Raw genomic sequence first — 17342 nt, forward strand, 5'->3', positions numbered from 1 at the left:
CGGCCGTAAACCCTGCGTCTCCACCTCCTCACCCGATCAGCGACGGGGTGTGAGGCGCAGGTCACACGTCGATGCGGTACCCCCGCTTGACCACCGTGGTGATGAGCCCCGGCACAGCGAGGGTCTGGCGCAGGCGGCTCAGGGCGACCTCGAGGGCGTGCTCGTCGTTCGTGCCGGGCAGCCCGGCGGCGAGCCGGTCGCGGGCGACCACCGAACCGCGTGCGAGCACGAGCGTGCGCAGGATCATGAGCGCGACGGGCGCGAGCGACACCCGGCGGTCCGCGACGTCGACCACGCTGCCGCGGAGGGCGAGCGGACCGTGGAGCGTCTCGAGCCGGATGACCCGCTCCGTCTCGAGGTGTTCGCAGACGAGCCGGATGAGCGCGCCCATGCGGAAGCGATCGGGCTGGATCGGCGTGATGCCGGCCGCGATGAGCGGCATCGCGGTCACGGGCCCGACGGCCGCCGCGACGACCGGACCGCGCATCGCGTCGACGAGGTCGTCGTGGCGCCCGAGCTCCTCCGCGGCGCCGAAGAGCGCGTGCACGGCCGGCGCGCTCGTGAACGTGATGGCGTCGAGGCCGCCCGTGCACGCCGCCTCGATGAGCCGCTCCACGCGGTCGTCGGCCTTGTCGACCTCGACCCATCGGTACGGCGCCACGGTGAGCACGCGGTCGTGCGCATCGCTCAACCGCTGGAGCTGCGACGCCTCGAGGAATCCGTGCAGTTGCACGGCCACCGTGAGCCCGGGCGGGTAGTTCTCGAGCACGTGGTCGATGAGCGACTCGGTCGTCTCCTGGGCGCTCATGCCCACGTCGTTGAGGCCGGCCGCGCGGATGCCGCCGCGCGCCTTCGGCCCGCGAACCAGGATCGAGGTGTCGGCGAGCGCGTCGAGCAGGTCCTCGCCGAGGCCAGCGGCGTCCGCCACCTCGAACCAGCGGCGCACGCCGTACGCGGTGGTCGCGAGCAGCACCTCGGGGCGGGCCGCGATGATCGCACGGGTGTCGGCGATCACCGGGTCGTCGGAGAGCGCATTGGTCATGCGCAGCGTCGGCGCGTGCACGACGGTCGCGCCGCGACGGGCGAGCGCATCGATGAGGTCGGCCGAGCGGCGGTCGCTCGTGACGCCGATGCGGAAGCCCACGAGCTGGTCGACGCGGAACCCGGGTGCGAACTCGAGGAGATCGGTCATCCGGCCACCGCCGCGAAGCCGGCCGCGCGCTCCATGAGCTCCGCGGCGCTCGCATCGCCGTCGTGGGCGAGCCGGACGACCTCGCCGATGACGACGACCGCGGGCGAGGCGACGCGGGCGCGCCCCGCGGTCGTGACGATGTCGGCCAGCTCGCCGATGGTCGTGCGCTGCTCGGACGAGAACCCGCGCTCGACGATCGCCACCGGCATCCCCTCGGCCATGCCCGCGCGGGCCAGCCCGGCGGTGAGCGAGGGCAGCGTGTTCACGCCCATGAGCACGACGATCGTGCCGCCGAGGCCCGCCAGGTGCTCCAGCTCGGATGCCGTGAGCGGCTGGTGCCCGGAGACGACCGTGAAGAGGTGGCTGACGCCGCGGTGCGTGAGGGGGATGCCGGCGGCCCCCGGCACCGAGATCGCGCTCGTGACCCCTGGGATCACCTCGACCGGGACACCCGCGCCGTGGCAGGCGAGCACCTCCTCGCCGCCGCGACCGAGCACGTACGGGTCGCCGCCCTTGAGTCGCACGACCCTGGAACCGGCGAGGGCGTGCTCGACGAGGAGCGCCTCGATCTCGGACTGGGGGATCGCGTGGTGGCCGGGCCGCTTGCCGACGTCGACGAGCAGGGCACCGGGCGCGAGCTCGTCGAGGCGGTCGTGGGGAGCGAGCCGGTCGTAGAGCACGACGTCGGCGGAACGGAGCGCCCGCAGCGCCGCGAGTGTGAGGAGGTCCTCCCGGCCGGGGCCGCCGCCCACGAGCGTGACGCTGCCGGTCGGGACGCCCGGCGCACCGCCCGGCGCCCCGCCGGGCGTCGCGGCGGTCACGCGTCCACCCCGCGAACGGGGATGGTCATGCCGGCCACGAGCACGGCCTCGCCGCGCTCGCGCTCCTCGGCGGTGGCCGGCCGCATCTGGCCGCGTCCGTCCGGCACCTGGGCGACCGACGGATCCGGGATGTGCGGCGCGTTCACGAACGAGCGGAACCGGCGCAGGCGCTCCGGATCGGCGAGCGTCGCCGCCCACTCGTCCTCGTAGCCGTCGACGTGTCGGTCGACGGCCCGCTCGAGCTCCTCGGCGAGGCCGAGGGAGTCGTTCACGACGACGTCGCGCACGTGGTCGAGGCCGCCCTCGATGTCCTCGATCCAGCGGGCGGTGCGCTGCAGCCGGTCGGCGGTTCGCACGTAGTACATGATGTAGCGGTCGATGTACTTCAGCAGTGTCTCGTCGTCGAGGTCGCTCGCGAGCAACTGCGCATGCGCGGGCTGGAACCCGCCGTTGCCGCCGACGTACATGTTCCATCCCTGGTCGGTCGCGATCACCCCGACGTCCTTGCCGCGCGCCTCGGCGCATTCGCGCGCGCAGCCCGAGACGCCGAACTTGAGCTTGTGCGGCGAGCGCAGGCCGCGGTAGCGCAGCTCGAGCTGCACGGCCATCGCGACGGAGTCCTGCACGCCGTACCGGCACCAGGTCGAGCCGACGCAGCTCTTCACGTTGCGGAGCGCCTTGCCGTAGGCCTGGCCAGATTCGAACCCGGCGTCGACGAGCCGCTTCCAGATGTCGGGCAGCTGGTCGAGCCTCGCACCGAAGAGGTCGATGCGCTGCCCGCCGGTGATCTTCGTGTAGAGGCCGTAGTCGGTCGCGACCTGGGCGATGACGAGGAGCTTCTCCGGCGTGATCTCGCCGGCGGGGATGCGCGGCACGACCGAGTAGGTCCCGTCCTTCTGCATGTTCGCCATGGCGCGGTCGTTCGTGTCCTGCAGGCCGCCGCGACCGCCGTCGAGGATGTACGACCCGTGCTGGGTGGCGAGGATGGACCCGACGACCGGCTTGCAGACGTCGCAGCCGCGCCCGGTGCCGAGGCGCGCGATGATCTCGTCGAACGACGTGAGCTCGAGCACCCGGATGGACTCGAAGAGCTCCTGCCGCGAGAGTTCGAAGTGCTCGCAAAGGGCACGCGAGGGCGTGATGCCCGACTTCGTGAGCTCCGCCTCGAGCAGCTTCTTCACGAGCGGCACGCACGAGCCGCACTGGGTGCCGGCGCGGGTGCAGGCCTTCAGCTCGCCCAGGTCGGTGCAGCCCTCGGCGTGCTCGGTGCCGTTCACGGCGTCGCGGATGGTGCCGGCGGCGACGTTGTTGCACGCGCACACGAGTGCGGCGGCGGGCAGTTCGTCGCCGGCCGGCGCCTCCATGCCCGAGGCCGACAGGTACGCGGCGGGCTCGGACGAGAGCTGCATGCCGAGCATCGGGCGCAGCGAGGCGTACGGCGACGCGTCGCCGACGAAGATGCCGCCGAGCAGGGTCTTCGCATCGTCGGTCATGACGAGCTTCTGGTAGAGCCCGCGGGCCGGGTCGGCGTAGACGATCTCGAGGGCCTGCTCGGTGCGGGCCAGCGCGTCGCCGAAGCTCGCGACGTCGACGCCCGAGAGCTTCAGTTTGGTCGCGTCGTCGATGGTCGTGAACTCGGCGGCGCCGCCGAGCAGGCGGTCGGCGACGACCTCGGCCATCGCGTTCGCGGGGGCGACGAGGCCGGTGCATCGGCCCTCGAAGCTCGCGACCTCGCCGATCGCCCAGATGCCGGGGGCGGATGTCGCGCACGCGCTGTCGATCGCGACGCCGCCGCGTGGCCCGAGCTCGAGTCCGAGGTCGCGGGCGAGCTCGTCGCGCGGGCTGATGCCGATCGCGAAGATCACCAGGTCGGCCTCGATGACGCGCTCGTTCGTGAGCTCGACGGCCGTGACCGCGCCGCGGTCGACGCGGACCGCGGAGGGCCTGGCGCCGAGGTGCAGGCCGATGCCCTGGCCGGAGATGATGCGCCCGAGCGCGCGCCCTGCGCCCTCGTCGAGCTGGGCCGACATGAGCCATCCGCCCGAGTGCACGACCGCGACGTGCGCGCCGAGCTCGGCCAGGCCGCCGGCCGCCTCGAGGCCGAGCAGTCCGCCTCCGGCGACGACGACGCGCGCCGGGCGTCCGTGCTGCTCGGCGAGCTGCCGAGCCTCGGCGACGAGGTTGTCGACGTCCTCGATCGTGCGGTACACGCGGGTGCTCTCAGCGCCGGGGATGGCCGGAACCGGGGCGCTCGACCCGGTCGCCAGCACGAGCTCGTCCCAGTGCAGCACCGTGCCGGCCGACGTCGTCGCGGTCTGCTGGGCGGCGTCGATCGCGTCGACCCGCTCGCCGGTGATCAGCCGCACCTGCGACGGGTCCCACATCGCGGTCGGCTGCAGCGTGAGGTCGGCCGTGCCGTCGGCGAGGCGCGCGCTGAGTGCCACGCGGTCGTAGGGCAGGTGGGGCTCGTCGCCGATCACGGTGACGCGCAGCGTGCGCTCCTCGTCGCGCATGTGCAGGCTGTCGGCGAGGCGGTGTGCGGCGGGCCCGCCGCCGACGATGACGACGTCGCGCGTGCGGATGCCGGCCGGGCTGTTCTCGGTCATGGTGCCTCCGTGGCTCGAATGCTGCCAACGTAGGGCGGGGCGGTTTCCGCCCTGTTACGTCGACGTAACCGCTCCGGCAATCGCGTCTCACGTTCGAGGCACCCGCGTGTGAGGCGGGTTTCACGTCGGGGAAACACCCGCAGTCGTGCGCGGAAACACCTGCACCGTACGTTCGGAGCCACCGAACGGGAGGAGCGCGACATGACGATCACGATCGAGGCCACGACCTGGGTTCGAGTCTGCGGGATCCGGGACCTCGAGCAGGGATGGGGCGAGGTGGCGCTGCTCGGAACCGACCAGGTCGCGCTCGTGCGGCTCGGCGACGACGAGATCTACGCGGTCGACCACCACGACCCGCACACCGGCGCTCCCGTCATGGCGCGCGGCATCACGGGATCGCGCGGCGACCGGCTCACGATCGCCTCGCCCCTGCACAAGGAGGTCTACGACCTCGTGACCGGCGAGTGCTTCACGAACGAGGCGCTCTCGCTCCGCACCTTCACGGCGCGGGTCGTCGACGGCATGGTCGAGGTCGAGGTGCTCAGCCCCGCTTCGTGAGCACGATGGGGTCGCCGTCGGTGACGGCGATCGTGTGCTCGGAGTGCGCGCCGCGCGAGCCGTCGGCGCTGCGGAGCGTCCACCCGTCGGGATCGGTGAAGATGCGGTCGGTGGTCTCGAGGAACCACGGCTCGATCGCGACGACGAGTCCCGGCTTCAGCGGCAGTCCGCGGCCCGGGCGCCCGTTGTTCGGGATGTGGGGGTCGCCGTGCATGGTGCGGCCGACGCCGTGGCCGCCGAAGTCGGTGTTGATCGAGTAGCCCTCGGACTTCGCGACCTCCGCGATCGCCCGCGAGATGTCGCCGATGCGGTTGCCCGGCCGGGCGGCGGCGATGCCGGCGTCGAGCGCGCGCTGCGTGGTGTCGATGAGGCGGAGGTCGGCCCGGCGCGGCGTGCCGACGACGATCGACAGCGCAGAGTCGGCGACCCAGCCGTTCACGGACGCGGCGAAGTCGAGGCTCAGCAGGTCGCCGTCGCGCAGCCGGTAGTCGTGGGGGAGTCCGTGCAGCACGGCGTCGTTGACCGAGGTGCAGATGACCTTGCCGAACGGGCTCGCGCCGAACGAGGGGTGGTAGTCGATGTAGCAGCTCTCGGCGCCGGCCTTGCGGATCATCTCGTGCGCGAGGGCGTCGAGCTCGAGCAGGTTCACGCCGACGGCCGCGGCCTTCGACGTCGCCTCGATGACGCTCGCGACGAAGCGCCCGGCAGCGCGCATCTCGTCGATCTCGGCGGGGGTCCTCAGTTCGATCACGGTGTTCCTCTCCTCGTCCATTCTGGCGGCTCCGCCCTGAGTGAACACCCGGCATCCGCGCACGGGCCCGCGTTATCCTGTGACCATGCTCTTCCGGCGCATCTTCTTCAGATGGATCCAGGCCGCCATGATCGTGCTGCCGGTCTGGCTCGTGGTCGGCTGGGCCGTGTTCGGCGGCGGCGGGTGGGGCACGCTGGGCCTGGTCATCACCGTACCGGTCACCTTCGTCTCGCTCGCGGTCATCGCACTGCTCACGTCGATGCGTCCGACGGTCCGCGAGACGCGAGCCGTCTCCTGGGCCGATGTCGGCATCCTCGGCGCGTGGCACGCGGCGATCATCGCGTTCGGCTTCTCCGGGCCCTCGATGGCCGCCTTCGCGGTGCTCTCGATCGCCCTCGCGCTCGTGGCCTTCTGGTACGCGATCGTGCAGCTCGTCCGCGACGGCGCCAAGCGCATGCAGGAGACGATGGCCGAGTACGAGCGGGTCGCGCAGGCCGGGGCGGTGCCCCGAACGGATGCCGGTGGCGGGCCGTCGGTGCAGCAGCCCTACGACCTCGGCGAGGTCATCGTGGTCGAGGAACGCCCGCAGCGCGACTGACGCGGCGCGCGCGTTCGCGGTCTCCGATCGCGCTCGGCGGGAGCGTCGGACAGGACTCGGCGGCGCGGCATCCGACCCGCTTTGGCGCAGCGCAGCAGAACATGGCACAATAGAGGATTGTGCCGCCGCGGGACTCTGCCTCCGGGGAGCATGCACAGCGCGAGCGATCGCGCGGGCGGCACCAGATTCTTCCATTCATTGATCCGCGTTCGACCGGTTGCGGGCGCAGAGAGCGAACCATCATGCACATCCTCGACCACGTCGACGCTGCGAGCCTGCGGTCGGACGTCCCCGACTTCCGCGCGGGCGACACCGTCAAGGTGCACGTCAACATCATCGAAGGTACGCGCTCGCGTATCCAGGTCTTCCAGGGCGTCGTCATCGGCCGTTCGGGCGAAGGCGTCCGCGAGACCTTCACGGTCCGCAAGGTCAGCTTCCAGGTCGGCGTCGAGCGCAAGTTCCCGGTGCACTCCCCGGTCATCGACCACATCGAGGTCGTCACCCGCGGTGACGTGCGTCGCGCGAAGCTCTACTACCTGCGCAAGCTCCGCGGCAAGAAGGCGAAGATCAAGGAGAAGCGCGACGCCTGATCCCGGCTTCGCGGCCCGCGCGTCGCGCGGGCCGCGGCCTTCGACCTGAGCTCCTCACCCCTACACTTGGGGTGAGGAGCTCAGGCGGTTAAATGACAGAAGAAATCAGCACCACTCGTATCGACGGCGAGAGGTCTTCGTCGAACCGCCGCAAGCGAGGGGCCCTGCTCTTCCTGCGAGATCTGCTGGTCATCTTCGTGGTGGCCGTCCTCGTCTCGTTCCTGATCAAGACCTTCCTGATCCGGTCGTTCTTCATCCCGTCGGAGTCGATGGAGATGACCCTCGTCAAGGACGACCGCATCATCGTGAACCAGCTCGTCCCCGGCGTCACGCCCCTCGAGCGCGGCGACGTCGTCGTGTTCAAGGATCCGGGCGGATGGCTGCCGGCGCGCGTCGAGCCCGAGACCCCGCCGCTCGCCGCCGCGGTCGACTGGTTCCTCGCATTCGTCGGGCTCTCGGCCCCCGACTCGAACGACCACCTCGTCAAGCGCGTGATCGGCCTGCCCGGAGATCACGTCACGTGCTGCAACGCCCTCGGCCAGATGAGCGTCAACGGCGTGCCCCTCGACGAGCCCTACGTCGTGCTGCCCGCGGGCGACACCAAGGTCTCGCGCGACGACTTCGACCAGGTGGTGCCCGAGGGCTCGCTCTGGGTCATGGGCGACAACCGGTACAACTCCAAGGACTCGCGCTACAACGCCGAGACGCCCCTCAAGGGCTTCGTGCCCATCGAGAACGTCGTCGGCCGCGCCTTCGTGGTCAGCTGGCCGGTGTCGCATTGGGCATGGCTCGGCAACTACCCCGAGACGTTCGCGGGGGTCGAAGAGGCCGCAGAGGGCGGCGACTGACGTGGCCCCGGCCGCCATCCCGAACCTCAAGGTCGAACGCGAGCTCTTCGAGTCCGGGGCGCCCGTCGTGCTCGCCTGCGACGAGGTCGGCCGCGGGGCGCTCGCGGGTCCGGTCGCGGTCGGCCTGGTCGTCATCGATCCGTCGGTGCGGCGCATGCCCACCGGTCTCCGCGACTCGAAGCTCCTCACCGAGCCCAAGCGCGAGCTCATGGCGCCGCGCGCCGGGGCGTGGGTGCGCGCCTGGGCGGTCGGCGAGGCATCCGCCGCCGAGATCGACGAGCTCGGCATCATGGCCTGCCTCGGCCTGGCTGGTGCGCGGGCGCTCACGGCGCTTCGTGCGACTGAGGAGGCCGCAGGCACCGCCGGCGAGTTGGACGACGCTCCGCTCGTGCTCGACGGCAACCACGACTGGCTGAGCCGGGCGATCGACCACCGCGCGCGCGTGAGCACCCGCATCAAGGCCGACCGCGACTGCGCGTCGGTCGCCGCGGCATCCGTGCTCGCGAAGGTCCACCGCGATCGCCTCATGCACGTGGCGCACCACGAGCTGCCCGTGTACGCATGGAACGAGAACAAGGGCTACTCCAGTCGTGCGCACTTCGACGCGATCACCGAGCACGGGCCGAGCGACCTGCACCGCCGGACCTGGCTGCACGAGCGCGCCGTCGAAGCGCCCGCGCTCTTCGACCTCGGCGTAGGATGAACCCGATGGATGACGACGAATTCGAAGACTACGACCGCGAGGTCGAGCTTGCCCTGTACCGCGAGTACCGCGACATCGTTTCGCAGTTCAAGTTCGTGGTCGAGACCGAGCGTCGCTTCTACCTCGCGAACGAGGTCGAGCTGGTTCGCCGCGACACCGAGCACGACTTCTACTTCGAACTCACGATGAAGGACGTGTGGGTCTGGGACGTCTACCGTGCCGACCGCTTCGTCAAGGCGGTGCGCGTGCTCACGTTCAAGGACGTCAACGTCGAAGAGCTCGCCACGCGGGAGTTCGAGCTGCCGAAGGAACTCGCACTCGACGAGTAGGCCGGTCCGGCAGGGGCGTTCGGCACCCGCCGGGTCGCTCCGCACCTGCCCTCCACAGGCGCGTCGGCCGCGCGTTCGTCCCTGCGCGCGCCGATCGTGAGCGAACCGTCGAGGCATCGCCACCACGCTGGTCGCGGAGGTGGTGCTGGTGGCCCACAATGCAGAACTCGGTCGGCGAGGCGAACAACTCGCGGTCGACCATCTGGAGTCACGCGGACTGCGCGTGATCGACCGCAACTGGCGGTGCACGCTCGGCGAGATCGACATCGTCGCGCGCGACGGCGACGCGACGGTGTTCATCGAGGTGAAGACTCGCACCTCGCACGACTACGGGCATCCGTTCGAGGCGATCACGCCGTCGAAGCTGTCGCGGTTGCGGCGGCTCGCGGTCGCCTGGTGCGAGGCGACGGATGCCGCGGCGCCGCGCATCCGCATCGACGCCGTCGCGGTGCTCGCCCCCGACGAGGCGCCGGCGCTCATCGAGCACCTCGAGGGCATCAGCTGATGACGGTCGCCAGAACGCACGCCGTCGCGCTGCTCGGGCTCACGGGCTCGATCGTCGAGGTCGAAGCCGACCTGTCCGCCCAGCTCCCGGGCTTCTCGATCATCGGCCTGCCCGACGCCGCCCTCGCCGAGGCCCGCGAGCGGGTGCGCGCCGCGGCCGTCAACGCCGGGTGCCCGTTGCCGCAGCGCAAGCTCACCGTGAACCTCTCGCCCGCGGCGCTGCCCAAGCACGGCTCGGGCTTCGACCTCGCGATCGCCGTCGCGTGCCTCGCGGCGGCCGGCGAGGTGTCGATCGACTCCGTCGCCCGCGTGGTGCACCTCGGAGAGCTCGGCCTCGACGGGCGGTTGCGGCCGATCGACGGCATCCTGCCGGCCGTGCTCGCCGCCGTCAGGGCCGGACATCGCACGGTCATGGTGCCTCGTGCGAACGCCGACGAGGCGTCGCTCGTGCCCGAGGTCGAGATCATCGGCGTCGTCTCGCTGCTCGACGCGGCGATCCACCACGGTGGGCGATTCGAGCCGAGCGACGTCGCAGCGGTGCCGATGGTGCGGGGCGAGCAGCCCGGCACCGCCGAGGCTTCCGGCGACCTCGCCGATGTCGCCGGCAACGCCGACGCGATCGACGCGCTGCTCGCGGCGGCCGCCGGAGGGCACCACCTCTCGATGATCGGCCCGCCCGGTGCAGGCAAGACCATGCTCGCGTCGAGGCTACCCGGCATCCTGCCCGACCTCGATGCCGATGCCGCGCTCGAAGTGTCGTGCCTGCGCTCGCTCTCGGGCCGGCCCGTCGGGTCCGGCCTGTCGTTCCGGCCGCCGTTCGAAGCCCCGCACCACACGGCGACCGCCGCGGCGATGGTCGGCGGCGGCAGCCGGCTCATCCGTCCAGGGGCCGCGGCGCGAGCGTCGCACGGCGTGCTCTTCCTCGACGAGGCGCCGGAGTTCCCGGCCGCCGTGCTCGACGTCCTGCGTCAGCCGCTCGAATCGGGCACGATCAGCATCCACCGGGCGAACGCGGTCGCGAGCTTCCCGGCTCGGTTCCAGCTCGTGATCGCGGCGAACCCGTGTCCGTGCGGGCTCGACGGCACCGCCGAGTGCACATGTCCTCCGAATCTGCGCCGCCGTTACCTCGGCCGGATCTCGGGGCCGCTGCTCGACCGCATCGACCTGCAGCTGAAGGTTCCGAGGCTCACCGCAGCGAACCTGCGCGTCGCGCGCGAGCGGCGCGGCATGACGAGTGCCGAGGCTCGGGCGAAGGTGTCGGCCGCACGCGCCGTCGCGGCGGAGCGGCTCCGCGGCACGCCGTGGCGCACCAACGCGCAGATGCCCGGTCCGTGGCTTCGTGGAGCCGGAGGGCTGCATCCCGGCGGTCGCGCCACGAAGGCGTTGGATCGTTCGCTCGAGAGGGGCGGCATCACGATGCGCGGGTACGACCGCGTGCTGAAGACGGCGTGGACCCTGGCCGACCTGGCCGGAGCGGTCGCTCCCGATGCCGGCCATGTCGGCAACGCGCTCTACTTCCGTCAGGGCATCGCACGATGAGCGCGGTGGAGCGAGCCGCGATCCACCTGCGGCAGGAGTTCATGGCGATCCGCCCCGAATCGGCGAAGGCCGATCACGAGGCCGTCGCATCCGATGGCGATACGCAGATCCTTGCCTCCGACCTGGGCGCCGACGCGTTCGCACGAGCCCTGCTCGGCACGCTCGCCGAGCCCGGCGACGGCACGCTCGGCCGCCTGGTCGACGCCCTCGGTGCGACGCGAACCGCGGATCACCTGCTCGGCCACGCCGTCGGAGACGCCGCGTCGGTCGACCGCCTCGCGGGTGAGGCCCGCGACGCGGGGGAGCAGTTGACGGCGAAGGACCTCGAGGTCGGTCTCGCGCGATGGATCCCGCGCATCGACCATGGCGCCTTCGTCCGAGGCATGGCGCAGGCGCGGCGCGTCGGAGCGGTGTTCATCTCGCCCGGCGACGCGTGCTGGCCGATCGGCATCGACGACCTGGGCGCGCACGCCCCGCTCGGGCTCTGGGTGCGCGGCGACCCGGCCCACCTCCGCCCCCGGATCCCCTCGGTCGCGCTGGTCGGGGCTCGCGCCGCGACCGCATACGGCGAGCACATGACGATGGAGCTCTCGGCAGGACTCGTCGACCGTGGGTTCGTCGTGGTGTCGGGCGGCGCCTACGGCATCGACGGCATGGCACACCGTGCCGCCCTGGCGAGCGAGGGAACGACCATCGCGTTCCTCGCGGGCGGCGTCGACCGCTTCTACCCCGTCGGACACGACGGGCTGCTGCAGCGCATCGCCGAGACCGGCGCGGTCGTCTCCGAGCTGCCATGCGGCTCCTCGCCCACGAAGTGGCGTTTCCTGCAACGCAACCGGCTCATCGCGGCGGCCAGTTCGGCCACCGTCGTGGTCGAAGCGGGTGCACGCTCCGGGTCGCTCAACACGGCAGGGCACGCGGCGGCGCTCGGGCGTCCGCTCGGTGCCCTGCCGGGCCCGGTGACGAGCCCGGCCTCTGCCGGATGCCACCGCCTGCTGCGCGAGTTCGACGCCGTGTGCGTCGTGAACGCCGACCAGATCGTCGAGTTGGCCGGTGGGCTCGAGCGATTCGCCGCCGACGGCTCCGGCCTCGCCGGAGGCACGCAGGCGGATGCGGGCGACGGAGCCGGGGCGGGCGGCCTCGAGGGCGCCTCATCCGAGGAGGTCCGGGTGCTCGACGCGCTCAGCACGCGGGCACCGCGAGACGTCGCGGACCTCGCACGGCGGAGCGGACTCACCACCGGCGAGGTCATGGCGGTGCTCGGCGTCCTCGAACTCGACGCGGTCGTCGCGCATCGGGCGGACGGCTGGATACGCCGGCGACGCGCCTCGTGACACGTCGGCGTGGTGACGGAGGCAGGCCGTAGGCTTTCGGCGGAGGTGGCCATGGTCGTACAACTCGGCAGGTATCCCGCGGCGCGGCACGTCATCGCGCACGTCAGCGACACGCACCTGCTCGACGGCGGTGCGTTGCTCGGCGGCGAGGCCGACACGGTCGGGGCCCTCGCGAGCACGGCATCGCAGCTCGCGCTCCTCGGAACGGCGCTCGATGCGATCGTCGTCACCGGCGACGTCGCCGACCTCGGAGAGCCCGACGCATACCGACGCGTGCGAGCGGTGCTCGAACCGCTCGCCGCCGCCGCAGAGGCGGAGCTCGTCTGGGTCATGGGCAACCACGACGAGCGCGACGCCTTCCGGGTCGGCCTGCTCGACGCCGACCCGGCCGGCGATGCGCCCGTCGACCACGTCGTCGACGTCGGCGGCGTCCGCGTCATCGCACTCGACTCGAGCGTTCCCGGATACCACCACGGGGCTCTCGACGGCCGCACACTGGCATGGCTCGATGCGCAACTCTCCGAGCCCGCACCATACGGCACCGTGCTCGCGCTGCACCACGCGCCCATCCCGACCCCGATCGCGCTCATGGACGTGCTCGAACTCCGAGGGCAGGACGCGCTGGCCGAGGTCGTGCGCGGCCGCGACGTCAGACTGATCCTCGGCGGCCACCTGCACTACGCGACGAACGGCAGCTTCGCGGGCATCCCGGTCGCCGTCGCAGGGGCGACCGCATACACCCTCGACGTCGCGGCTTCCGCCCGCAAGCTCGTGGGGGTCGACGGTGGGCGGTCCTTCAGCCTCGTGCACCTCTTCGACGACAGCGTCGTGACCTCGGTGGTGCCGGTCGGCCCGCACCGGGTCGTCGCGGGATTCGCCGAGGACTTCTTCGAGGAGATCGAGGCGCTCAGCCCGGCGGAGCGCCTCGAGCGCTTCTCCCGGAAACCCTCGGCTTGATCGTGCGTTCGGGCGCGTCCAGGCGTTCGTGCCGAGCAGCACAGTGCAGGCTGGGGTGGTGACGGGTCTCGACGTCGTCCTCGAGGACTACCTCGCGCACGTGAAGACGGAGCGCGGGTACTCCTTGCATACGCTCGCCGCCTACGCGTCGGATCTCGCCGACCTCCTCTCCTTCGCCGAATCGCGAGGCGTCGCCGATGCGGCCGGCATCGATCTGGCGCTCCTGCGCGACTGGCTGTGGGCGGCGACCGAGCGCGACCTCGCGCGGGCCAGCATCGCCAGGCGCGCGGCATCCGCTCGGGGGTTCACCTCGTGGCTCGCGAGGCGAGGCATCGTCGACGTCGACCAGGGAACCCGCCTGAAGGCGCCCCGGGCATTGCGCACGCTGCCCCGTGTCGTCTCGCAGACCGCGCTCGAAGGCGCCATCGCACGACTCGAGGAGCGGGCGGCCGACGGCGACCCGATCGCGGAGCGGGATGTCGCGATCGCCGAACTGCTCTACGCGTCGGCGTTGCGCGTCTCCGAGCTCGTCGGACTGGACCTGCCCGACGTCGACCGCGAACGTCGAACGGTGCGCGTGATGGGCAAGGGCTCGAAGGAGCGCGTGGTGCCCTACGGCGCGCCGGCTGCGCGGGCGATCGACCGCTATCTCGAGCACGCGCGACCGACCATCGTGGCCGCACTGGCGGCACGGCGCCCCGAGTCGGATCCGGGCGGCGCCCCGGGCCAGGCCGGTGCGGTGCGCGGTGTGCGCGAGTCGGACCGGACCGCGGTGCTGCTCGGCGCGCGCGGCGCCCGCATGGGGGTCCGGAGCGTGTACCGGCTCGTCGCCGGCATGCTCGAGGAGATTCCCGGCACCGGCCCGAGCGGACCGCACGCGCTGCGGCACACCGCGGCGACGCATCTGCTCGACGGGGGAGCCGACCTGCGCGCCGTGCAGGAGTTCCTCGGCCATGCCAGCCTCGGCACGACGCAGATCTACACGCATGTCTCGGCCGAACGCCTGAAGCAGAGCTATCGCACGGCGCATCCCCGAGCTTGAGTCGAGGCGCGGCGGCATCCTGCACCGGTTCACGGCGTCAGGTCCGATCGGCCCGTCTGGATTCACGGGCCGATCGGATCAGCCGCCCAAGCCGAGCGCCCGCACGGGCAGCCGAGGGCGGGGCGGGGGTCACCAGGGCAGCAGCACCGCTCGCGGCACCCCGCCGAGGTAGAGCATGGGCGAGACGTATTCGCCGTGAAGCCGAACGCCGAGATGCACGCACCGACGCTCGCAGTGGCCGCCAGCGGCGACCATGCCGACGACCGCTCCGGCCGCGACGGCCTCGCCCGCCGACACGCTCGCCTCGACCGGCTCGAGCGAGCTCACGAGCCCGCCGCCATGGTCGATCGAGGCGACGGGGCGCCCGGCGACCATGCCCGCGAAGGACACCACGCCGTCGGCGGGCGCTCGGACGGGTTCGCCGGCGGACGCCCGGAGGTCGACACCGCGGTGACCCGCCGCGTACGGGGTTGCGGGGGCACGGAACGGTTCCTCGACGAGGATCGGCGACGCCGTTGGCCAGATCCAGTCATCGCGCGCGAAGAGCGGGTCGGCACCCGCGATCCGACCGGCTGGGCCGGAGGCATCCGTCGCCGAGGTCGCCGGGATGGGGGAGCCCGCGGCATCCGGCGAACGTGATCGCAGGGCGTCGGCGAACGCCGCACCGCCCGCGGGCAGATCGACCGAGACCGCCAGAACCACGAAGGCGGCGAGCACGGCCGTCCGATGCAGACGGCGCGCATCGGCGCGAACGGGCGATCGGGAAGCGGGATCCGGTTTCGTCATGGCCACATGCTCGGCGATCGCGGCACGACCGACGCAGCAGTCGCGTCGGACTGCAGGGCGTCGGGACCGGCGTCGGGTTGGGGAGGATCGGTGCCGGTGCTAGACTTCCGAGAGCACCCCGCGCGTCGGGGTGACTACGCGTGCCATTTCGGCAGACGACTCCACTCGGTCCGACTTCATGCTCTCACGAGCAGGAGGCGGCGGAGCCGTGCCGGGCACCAGGGCTCCGACCGCCGGTCGGGGCGTCAACTGAGAACAAAGGAGTACGGCTCATGGCCGTCGTCACCATTCGCCAGCTGCTCGACAGCGGCGTGCACTTCGGGCACCAGACCCGCCGTTGGAACCCGAAGATGAAGCGGTTCATCTTCACCGAGCGTTCCGGCATCTACATCATCGACCTGCAGCAGTCGCTCGCCTTCATCGACAAGGCGTACGACTTCGTCCGCGAGACGGTCGCCCACGGCGGCACCGTCCTCTTCGTCGGCACGAAGAAGCAGGCTCAGGAGTCCATCGCCGAGCAGGCGACCCGCGTCGGCCAGCCCTACGTCAACCAGCGTTGGCTCGGCGGCCTCCTCACCAACTTCCAGACGGTCTCCAAGCGCCTCGCGCGCATGAAGGAGCTCGAGGAGCTCGACTTCGAAGGCACCACGAGTGGCTTCACCAAGAAGGAACTCCTCATCAAGAAGCGCGAGCTCGACAAGCTGCACAAGTCGCTCGGCGGCATCCGCAACCTGTCGAAGACGCCTTCGGCGCTCTGGGTGGTCGACACCAAGAAGGAGCACCTGGCGATCGACGAGGCCAAGAAGCTCGGCATCCCCGTCATCGGCATCCTCGACACCAACTGCGACCCCGACGAGGTCCAGTACCCGATCCCGGGCAACGACGACGCCATCCGTTCGGTCGCGCTCCTGACCCGCATCATCGCGGACGCCGCTGCCGAGGGCCTCATCGAGCGCCACCAGAAGCCCGAAGAGGCCGGCAACGTCTCCGCCGTCGAGCCGCTCGCCGAGTGGGAGCAGGAGCTCCTCCAGGCCGGTTCCGCGACGACCCCGGAGCAGGCCTCCGCCGAGACCGAGAAGGTCGCCGAGACCGAGTCAGAGGCCAAGGCCGAGGCTGCCGAGGTCGTCGAGGAGGCTGCTGCACCCGAGGCCGCCGAGGTCGTCGAAGAGGCCGCCCCCGAGGCTGCTGCCGAGTAATTCCGCCGCCCAACTCGAACTCAAAGGAGAATGCCGGAAATGGCAATCAGCATCGCCGACATCAAGGCCCTGCGCGAGCAGCTCGGCACGGGCATGGTCGACACCAAGAAGGCGCTCGAGGAAGCCGACGGCGACCTCGAGAAGGCCACGGAGATCCTCCGCCTCAAGGGCGCGAAGGGCAACGCGAAGCGTGCCGACCGCTCCACCAGCGAGGGCCTCGTCGCCGCCAAGGAGTCGCCCTCGGGCTACACCCTGATCCAGCTCGCATGCGAGACCGACTTCGTTGCGAAGAACGACAAGTTCGTCGCCCTCTCGGAGCGCGTCCTCGACGCGGTCGCCGCAGCCGGCGCCGCCGACGTCGACGCCGCCCTTGCGGCGCCGCTCGACGGCAAGACCGTCGGCGAGGTCATCGACGAGCAGGCCGCCATCCTCGGCGAGAAGGTCGCGCTCACGCGCGCCGTCACGCTGCCGGGCGACCAGTTCGCGGTCTACCTGCACAAGACCTCGAAGGACCTCCCGCCGCAGATCGGCGTGGTCGTGTCCTACTCGGGCGAAGACGCGGAGACCGCTCGTGCGATCGCACAGCACATCGCGATGTTCGACCCCACGTACCTGACTCGCGACGAGGTTCCGGCCGACGTCGTCGAGAAGGAGCGCGAGATCGTCACCGAGATCAGCCGCAACGAGGGCAAGCCCGAGGCGGCCCTGCCGAAGATCATCGAGGGTCGTCTGACTTCGTTCTTCAAGCAGGTCGCCCTGCTCGAGCAGGACTACGCGCGCGACAACAAGCAGCAGGTCCAGAAGGTCCTGGCCGACGCCGGCATCACCGTGTCGTCGTTCGCCCGCTTCAAGGCCACCGCGTAAGTCGTTGTGAAGGAGTCCGGATCGCCTCGCGATCCGGGCTCCTTTGCTGTGTCCGGGGCATCCTGGACGAGCCGTGACTGATCCGTCGCGGAAAGACCCGTGTTCCGGCACTGCGCCGCGGCAC

General features: G+C 71.4%; 18 protein-coding genes. 13 read left to right on the forward strand and 5 right to left on the reverse strand.

All coding sequences use genetic code 11. The features are described 5' to 3' along the window. Window positions 1-61: 61 nt before the first annotated feature. The 3 genes from ABIC29_RS07060 to nirB are packed head-to-tail and all read right to left on the reverse strand — an operon-like array spanning window position 62 to window position 4619. Entirely contained in the window at window positions 62-1192 is a 1131-nt protein-coding gene (locus ABIC29_RS07060) for a uroporphyrinogen-III synthase (protein ID WP_354243892.1), read from the reverse strand. Continuing rightward, on the reverse strand, window positions 1189-2013 hold the full coding sequence (gene cobA, locus ABIC29_RS07065) for a uroporphyrinogen-III C-methyltransferase (protein ID WP_354243895.1): 825 nt from the start codon (window positions 2011-2013) through the stop codon (window positions 1189-1191). Before cobA ends, ABIC29_RS07060 begins: the two co-directional genes overlap by 4 nt. Further along, on the reverse strand, window positions 2010-4619 hold the full coding sequence (nirB, locus tag ABIC29_RS07070; RefSeq protein ID WP_354243898.1) for a nitrite reductase large subunit NirB: 2610 nt from the start codon (window positions 4617-4619) through the stop codon (window positions 2010-2012). Before nirB ends, cobA begins: the two co-directional genes overlap by 4 nt. Before the next feature lie 201 nt (window positions 4620-4820). Here nirB and nirD point away from each other — a divergent pair, with 201 nt between their 5' ends. After that, window positions 4821-5177, forward strand: a complete 357-nt coding sequence (nirD, locus tag ABIC29_RS07075; protein ID WP_354243900.1) for a nitrite reductase small subunit NirD — start codon at window positions 4821-4823, stop codon at window positions 5175-5177. Here nirD and map read toward each other — a convergent pair. After that, window positions 5161-5928 (reverse strand): type I methionyl aminopeptidase, encoded by a 768-nt coding sequence (gene map, locus ABIC29_RS07080; protein WP_354243903.1) that lies wholly within the window; start codon window positions 5926-5928, stop codon window positions 5161-5163. The genes nirD and map overlap by 17 nt on opposite strands. Before the next feature lie 85 nt (window positions 5929-6013). Between map and ABIC29_RS07085 the strand changes: the two genes are divergently transcribed. From ABIC29_RS07085 to ABIC29_RS07130, 10 genes are all read left to right on the forward strand, one after another. Further along, a complete protein-coding gene (locus ABIC29_RS07085) occupies window positions 6014-6526 on the forward strand; it encodes a hypothetical protein (RefSeq protein ID WP_147309160.1) in 513 nt (170 codons plus the stop codon). Between the two features lie 242 nt (window positions 6527-6768). Continuing rightward, window positions 6769-7116, forward strand: a complete 348-nt coding sequence (gene rplS, locus ABIC29_RS07090; RefSeq protein ID WP_055857282.1) for a 50S ribosomal protein L19 — start codon at window positions 6769-6771, stop codon at window positions 7114-7116. A gap of 92 nt (window positions 7117-7208) precedes the next feature. Beyond that, complete coding sequence (gene lepB / locus ABIC29_RS07095; RefSeq protein WP_116081493.1) at window positions 7209-7964, forward strand: signal peptidase I; 756 nt, start codon at window positions 7209-7211, stop codon at window positions 7962-7964. A gap of 1 nt (window position 7965) precedes the next feature. Further along, entirely contained in the window at window positions 7966-8667 is a 702-nt protein-coding gene (gene rnhB / locus ABIC29_RS07100; protein WP_354243908.1) for a ribonuclease HII, read from the forward strand. Between the two features lie 5 nt (window positions 8668-8672). Next, entirely contained in the window at window positions 8673-8996 is a 324-nt protein-coding gene (locus ABIC29_RS07105; RefSeq protein WP_116082533.1) for a DUF2469 family protein, read from the forward strand. Between the two features lie 139 nt (window positions 8997-9135). Continuing rightward, window positions 9136-9501: a YraN family protein gene (locus ABIC29_RS07110; protein ID WP_502915452.1), complete on the forward strand. Its 366-nt coding sequence runs from the start codon at window positions 9136-9138 to the stop codon at window positions 9499-9501. Then, window positions 9501-11039, forward strand: a complete 1539-nt coding sequence (locus ABIC29_RS07115; RefSeq protein WP_354243911.1) for a YifB family Mg chelatase-like AAA ATPase — start codon at window positions 9501-9503, stop codon at window positions 11037-11039. Before ABIC29_RS07110 ends, ABIC29_RS07115 begins: the two co-directional genes overlap by 1 nt. After that, a complete protein-coding gene (gene dprA / locus ABIC29_RS07120; RefSeq protein ID WP_354243913.1) occupies window positions 11036-12373 on the forward strand; it encodes a DNA-processing protein DprA in 1338 nt (445 codons plus the stop codon). Before ABIC29_RS07115 ends, dprA begins: the two co-directional genes overlap by 4 nt. Before the next feature lie 51 nt (window positions 12374-12424). After that, the gene (locus tag ABIC29_RS07125) at window positions 12425-13330 is read left to right on the forward strand and encodes a metallophosphoesterase (RefSeq protein ID WP_116081495.1); all 906 of its coding nucleotides are present in this window, start codon (window positions 12425-12427) and stop codon (window positions 13328-13330) included. A 58-nt stretch (window positions 13331-13388) separates the two neighbouring features. After that, a complete protein-coding gene (locus ABIC29_RS07130; protein ID WP_354243916.1) occupies window positions 13389-14372 on the forward strand; it encodes a tyrosine recombinase XerC in 984 nt (327 codons plus the stop codon). A 129-nt stretch (window positions 14373-14501) separates the two neighbouring features. Here the strand turns inward: ABIC29_RS07130 and ABIC29_RS07135 are convergent, their stop codons facing one another. Then, the gene (locus ABIC29_RS07135) at window positions 14502-15158 is read right to left on the reverse strand and encodes a M23 family metallopeptidase (protein ID WP_116081497.1); all 657 of its coding nucleotides are present in this window, start codon (window positions 15156-15158) and stop codon (window positions 14502-14504) included. 272 nt (window positions 15159-15430) lie between these two features. Between ABIC29_RS07135 and rpsB the strand changes: the two genes are divergently transcribed. Together rpsB and tsf are read left to right on the forward strand one after the other, a co-directional pair. Then, a complete protein-coding gene (gene rpsB / locus ABIC29_RS07140; protein WP_116081498.1) occupies window positions 15431-16354 on the forward strand; it encodes a 30S ribosomal protein S2 in 924 nt (307 codons plus the stop codon). A gap of 39 nt (window positions 16355-16393) precedes the next feature. Then, the gene (gene tsf / locus ABIC29_RS07145) at window positions 16394-17218 is read left to right on the forward strand and encodes a translation elongation factor Ts (protein WP_116081499.1); all 825 of its coding nucleotides are present in this window, start codon (window positions 16394-16396) and stop codon (window positions 17216-17218) included. Window positions 17219-17342: the final 124 nt, after the last annotated feature.

Source organism: Agromyces sp. PvR057, assembly GCF_040547485.1.
In the GTDB taxonomy this organism is placed as follows: Bacteria; Actinomycetota; Actinomycetes; order Actinomycetales; family Microbacteriaceae; genus Agromyces.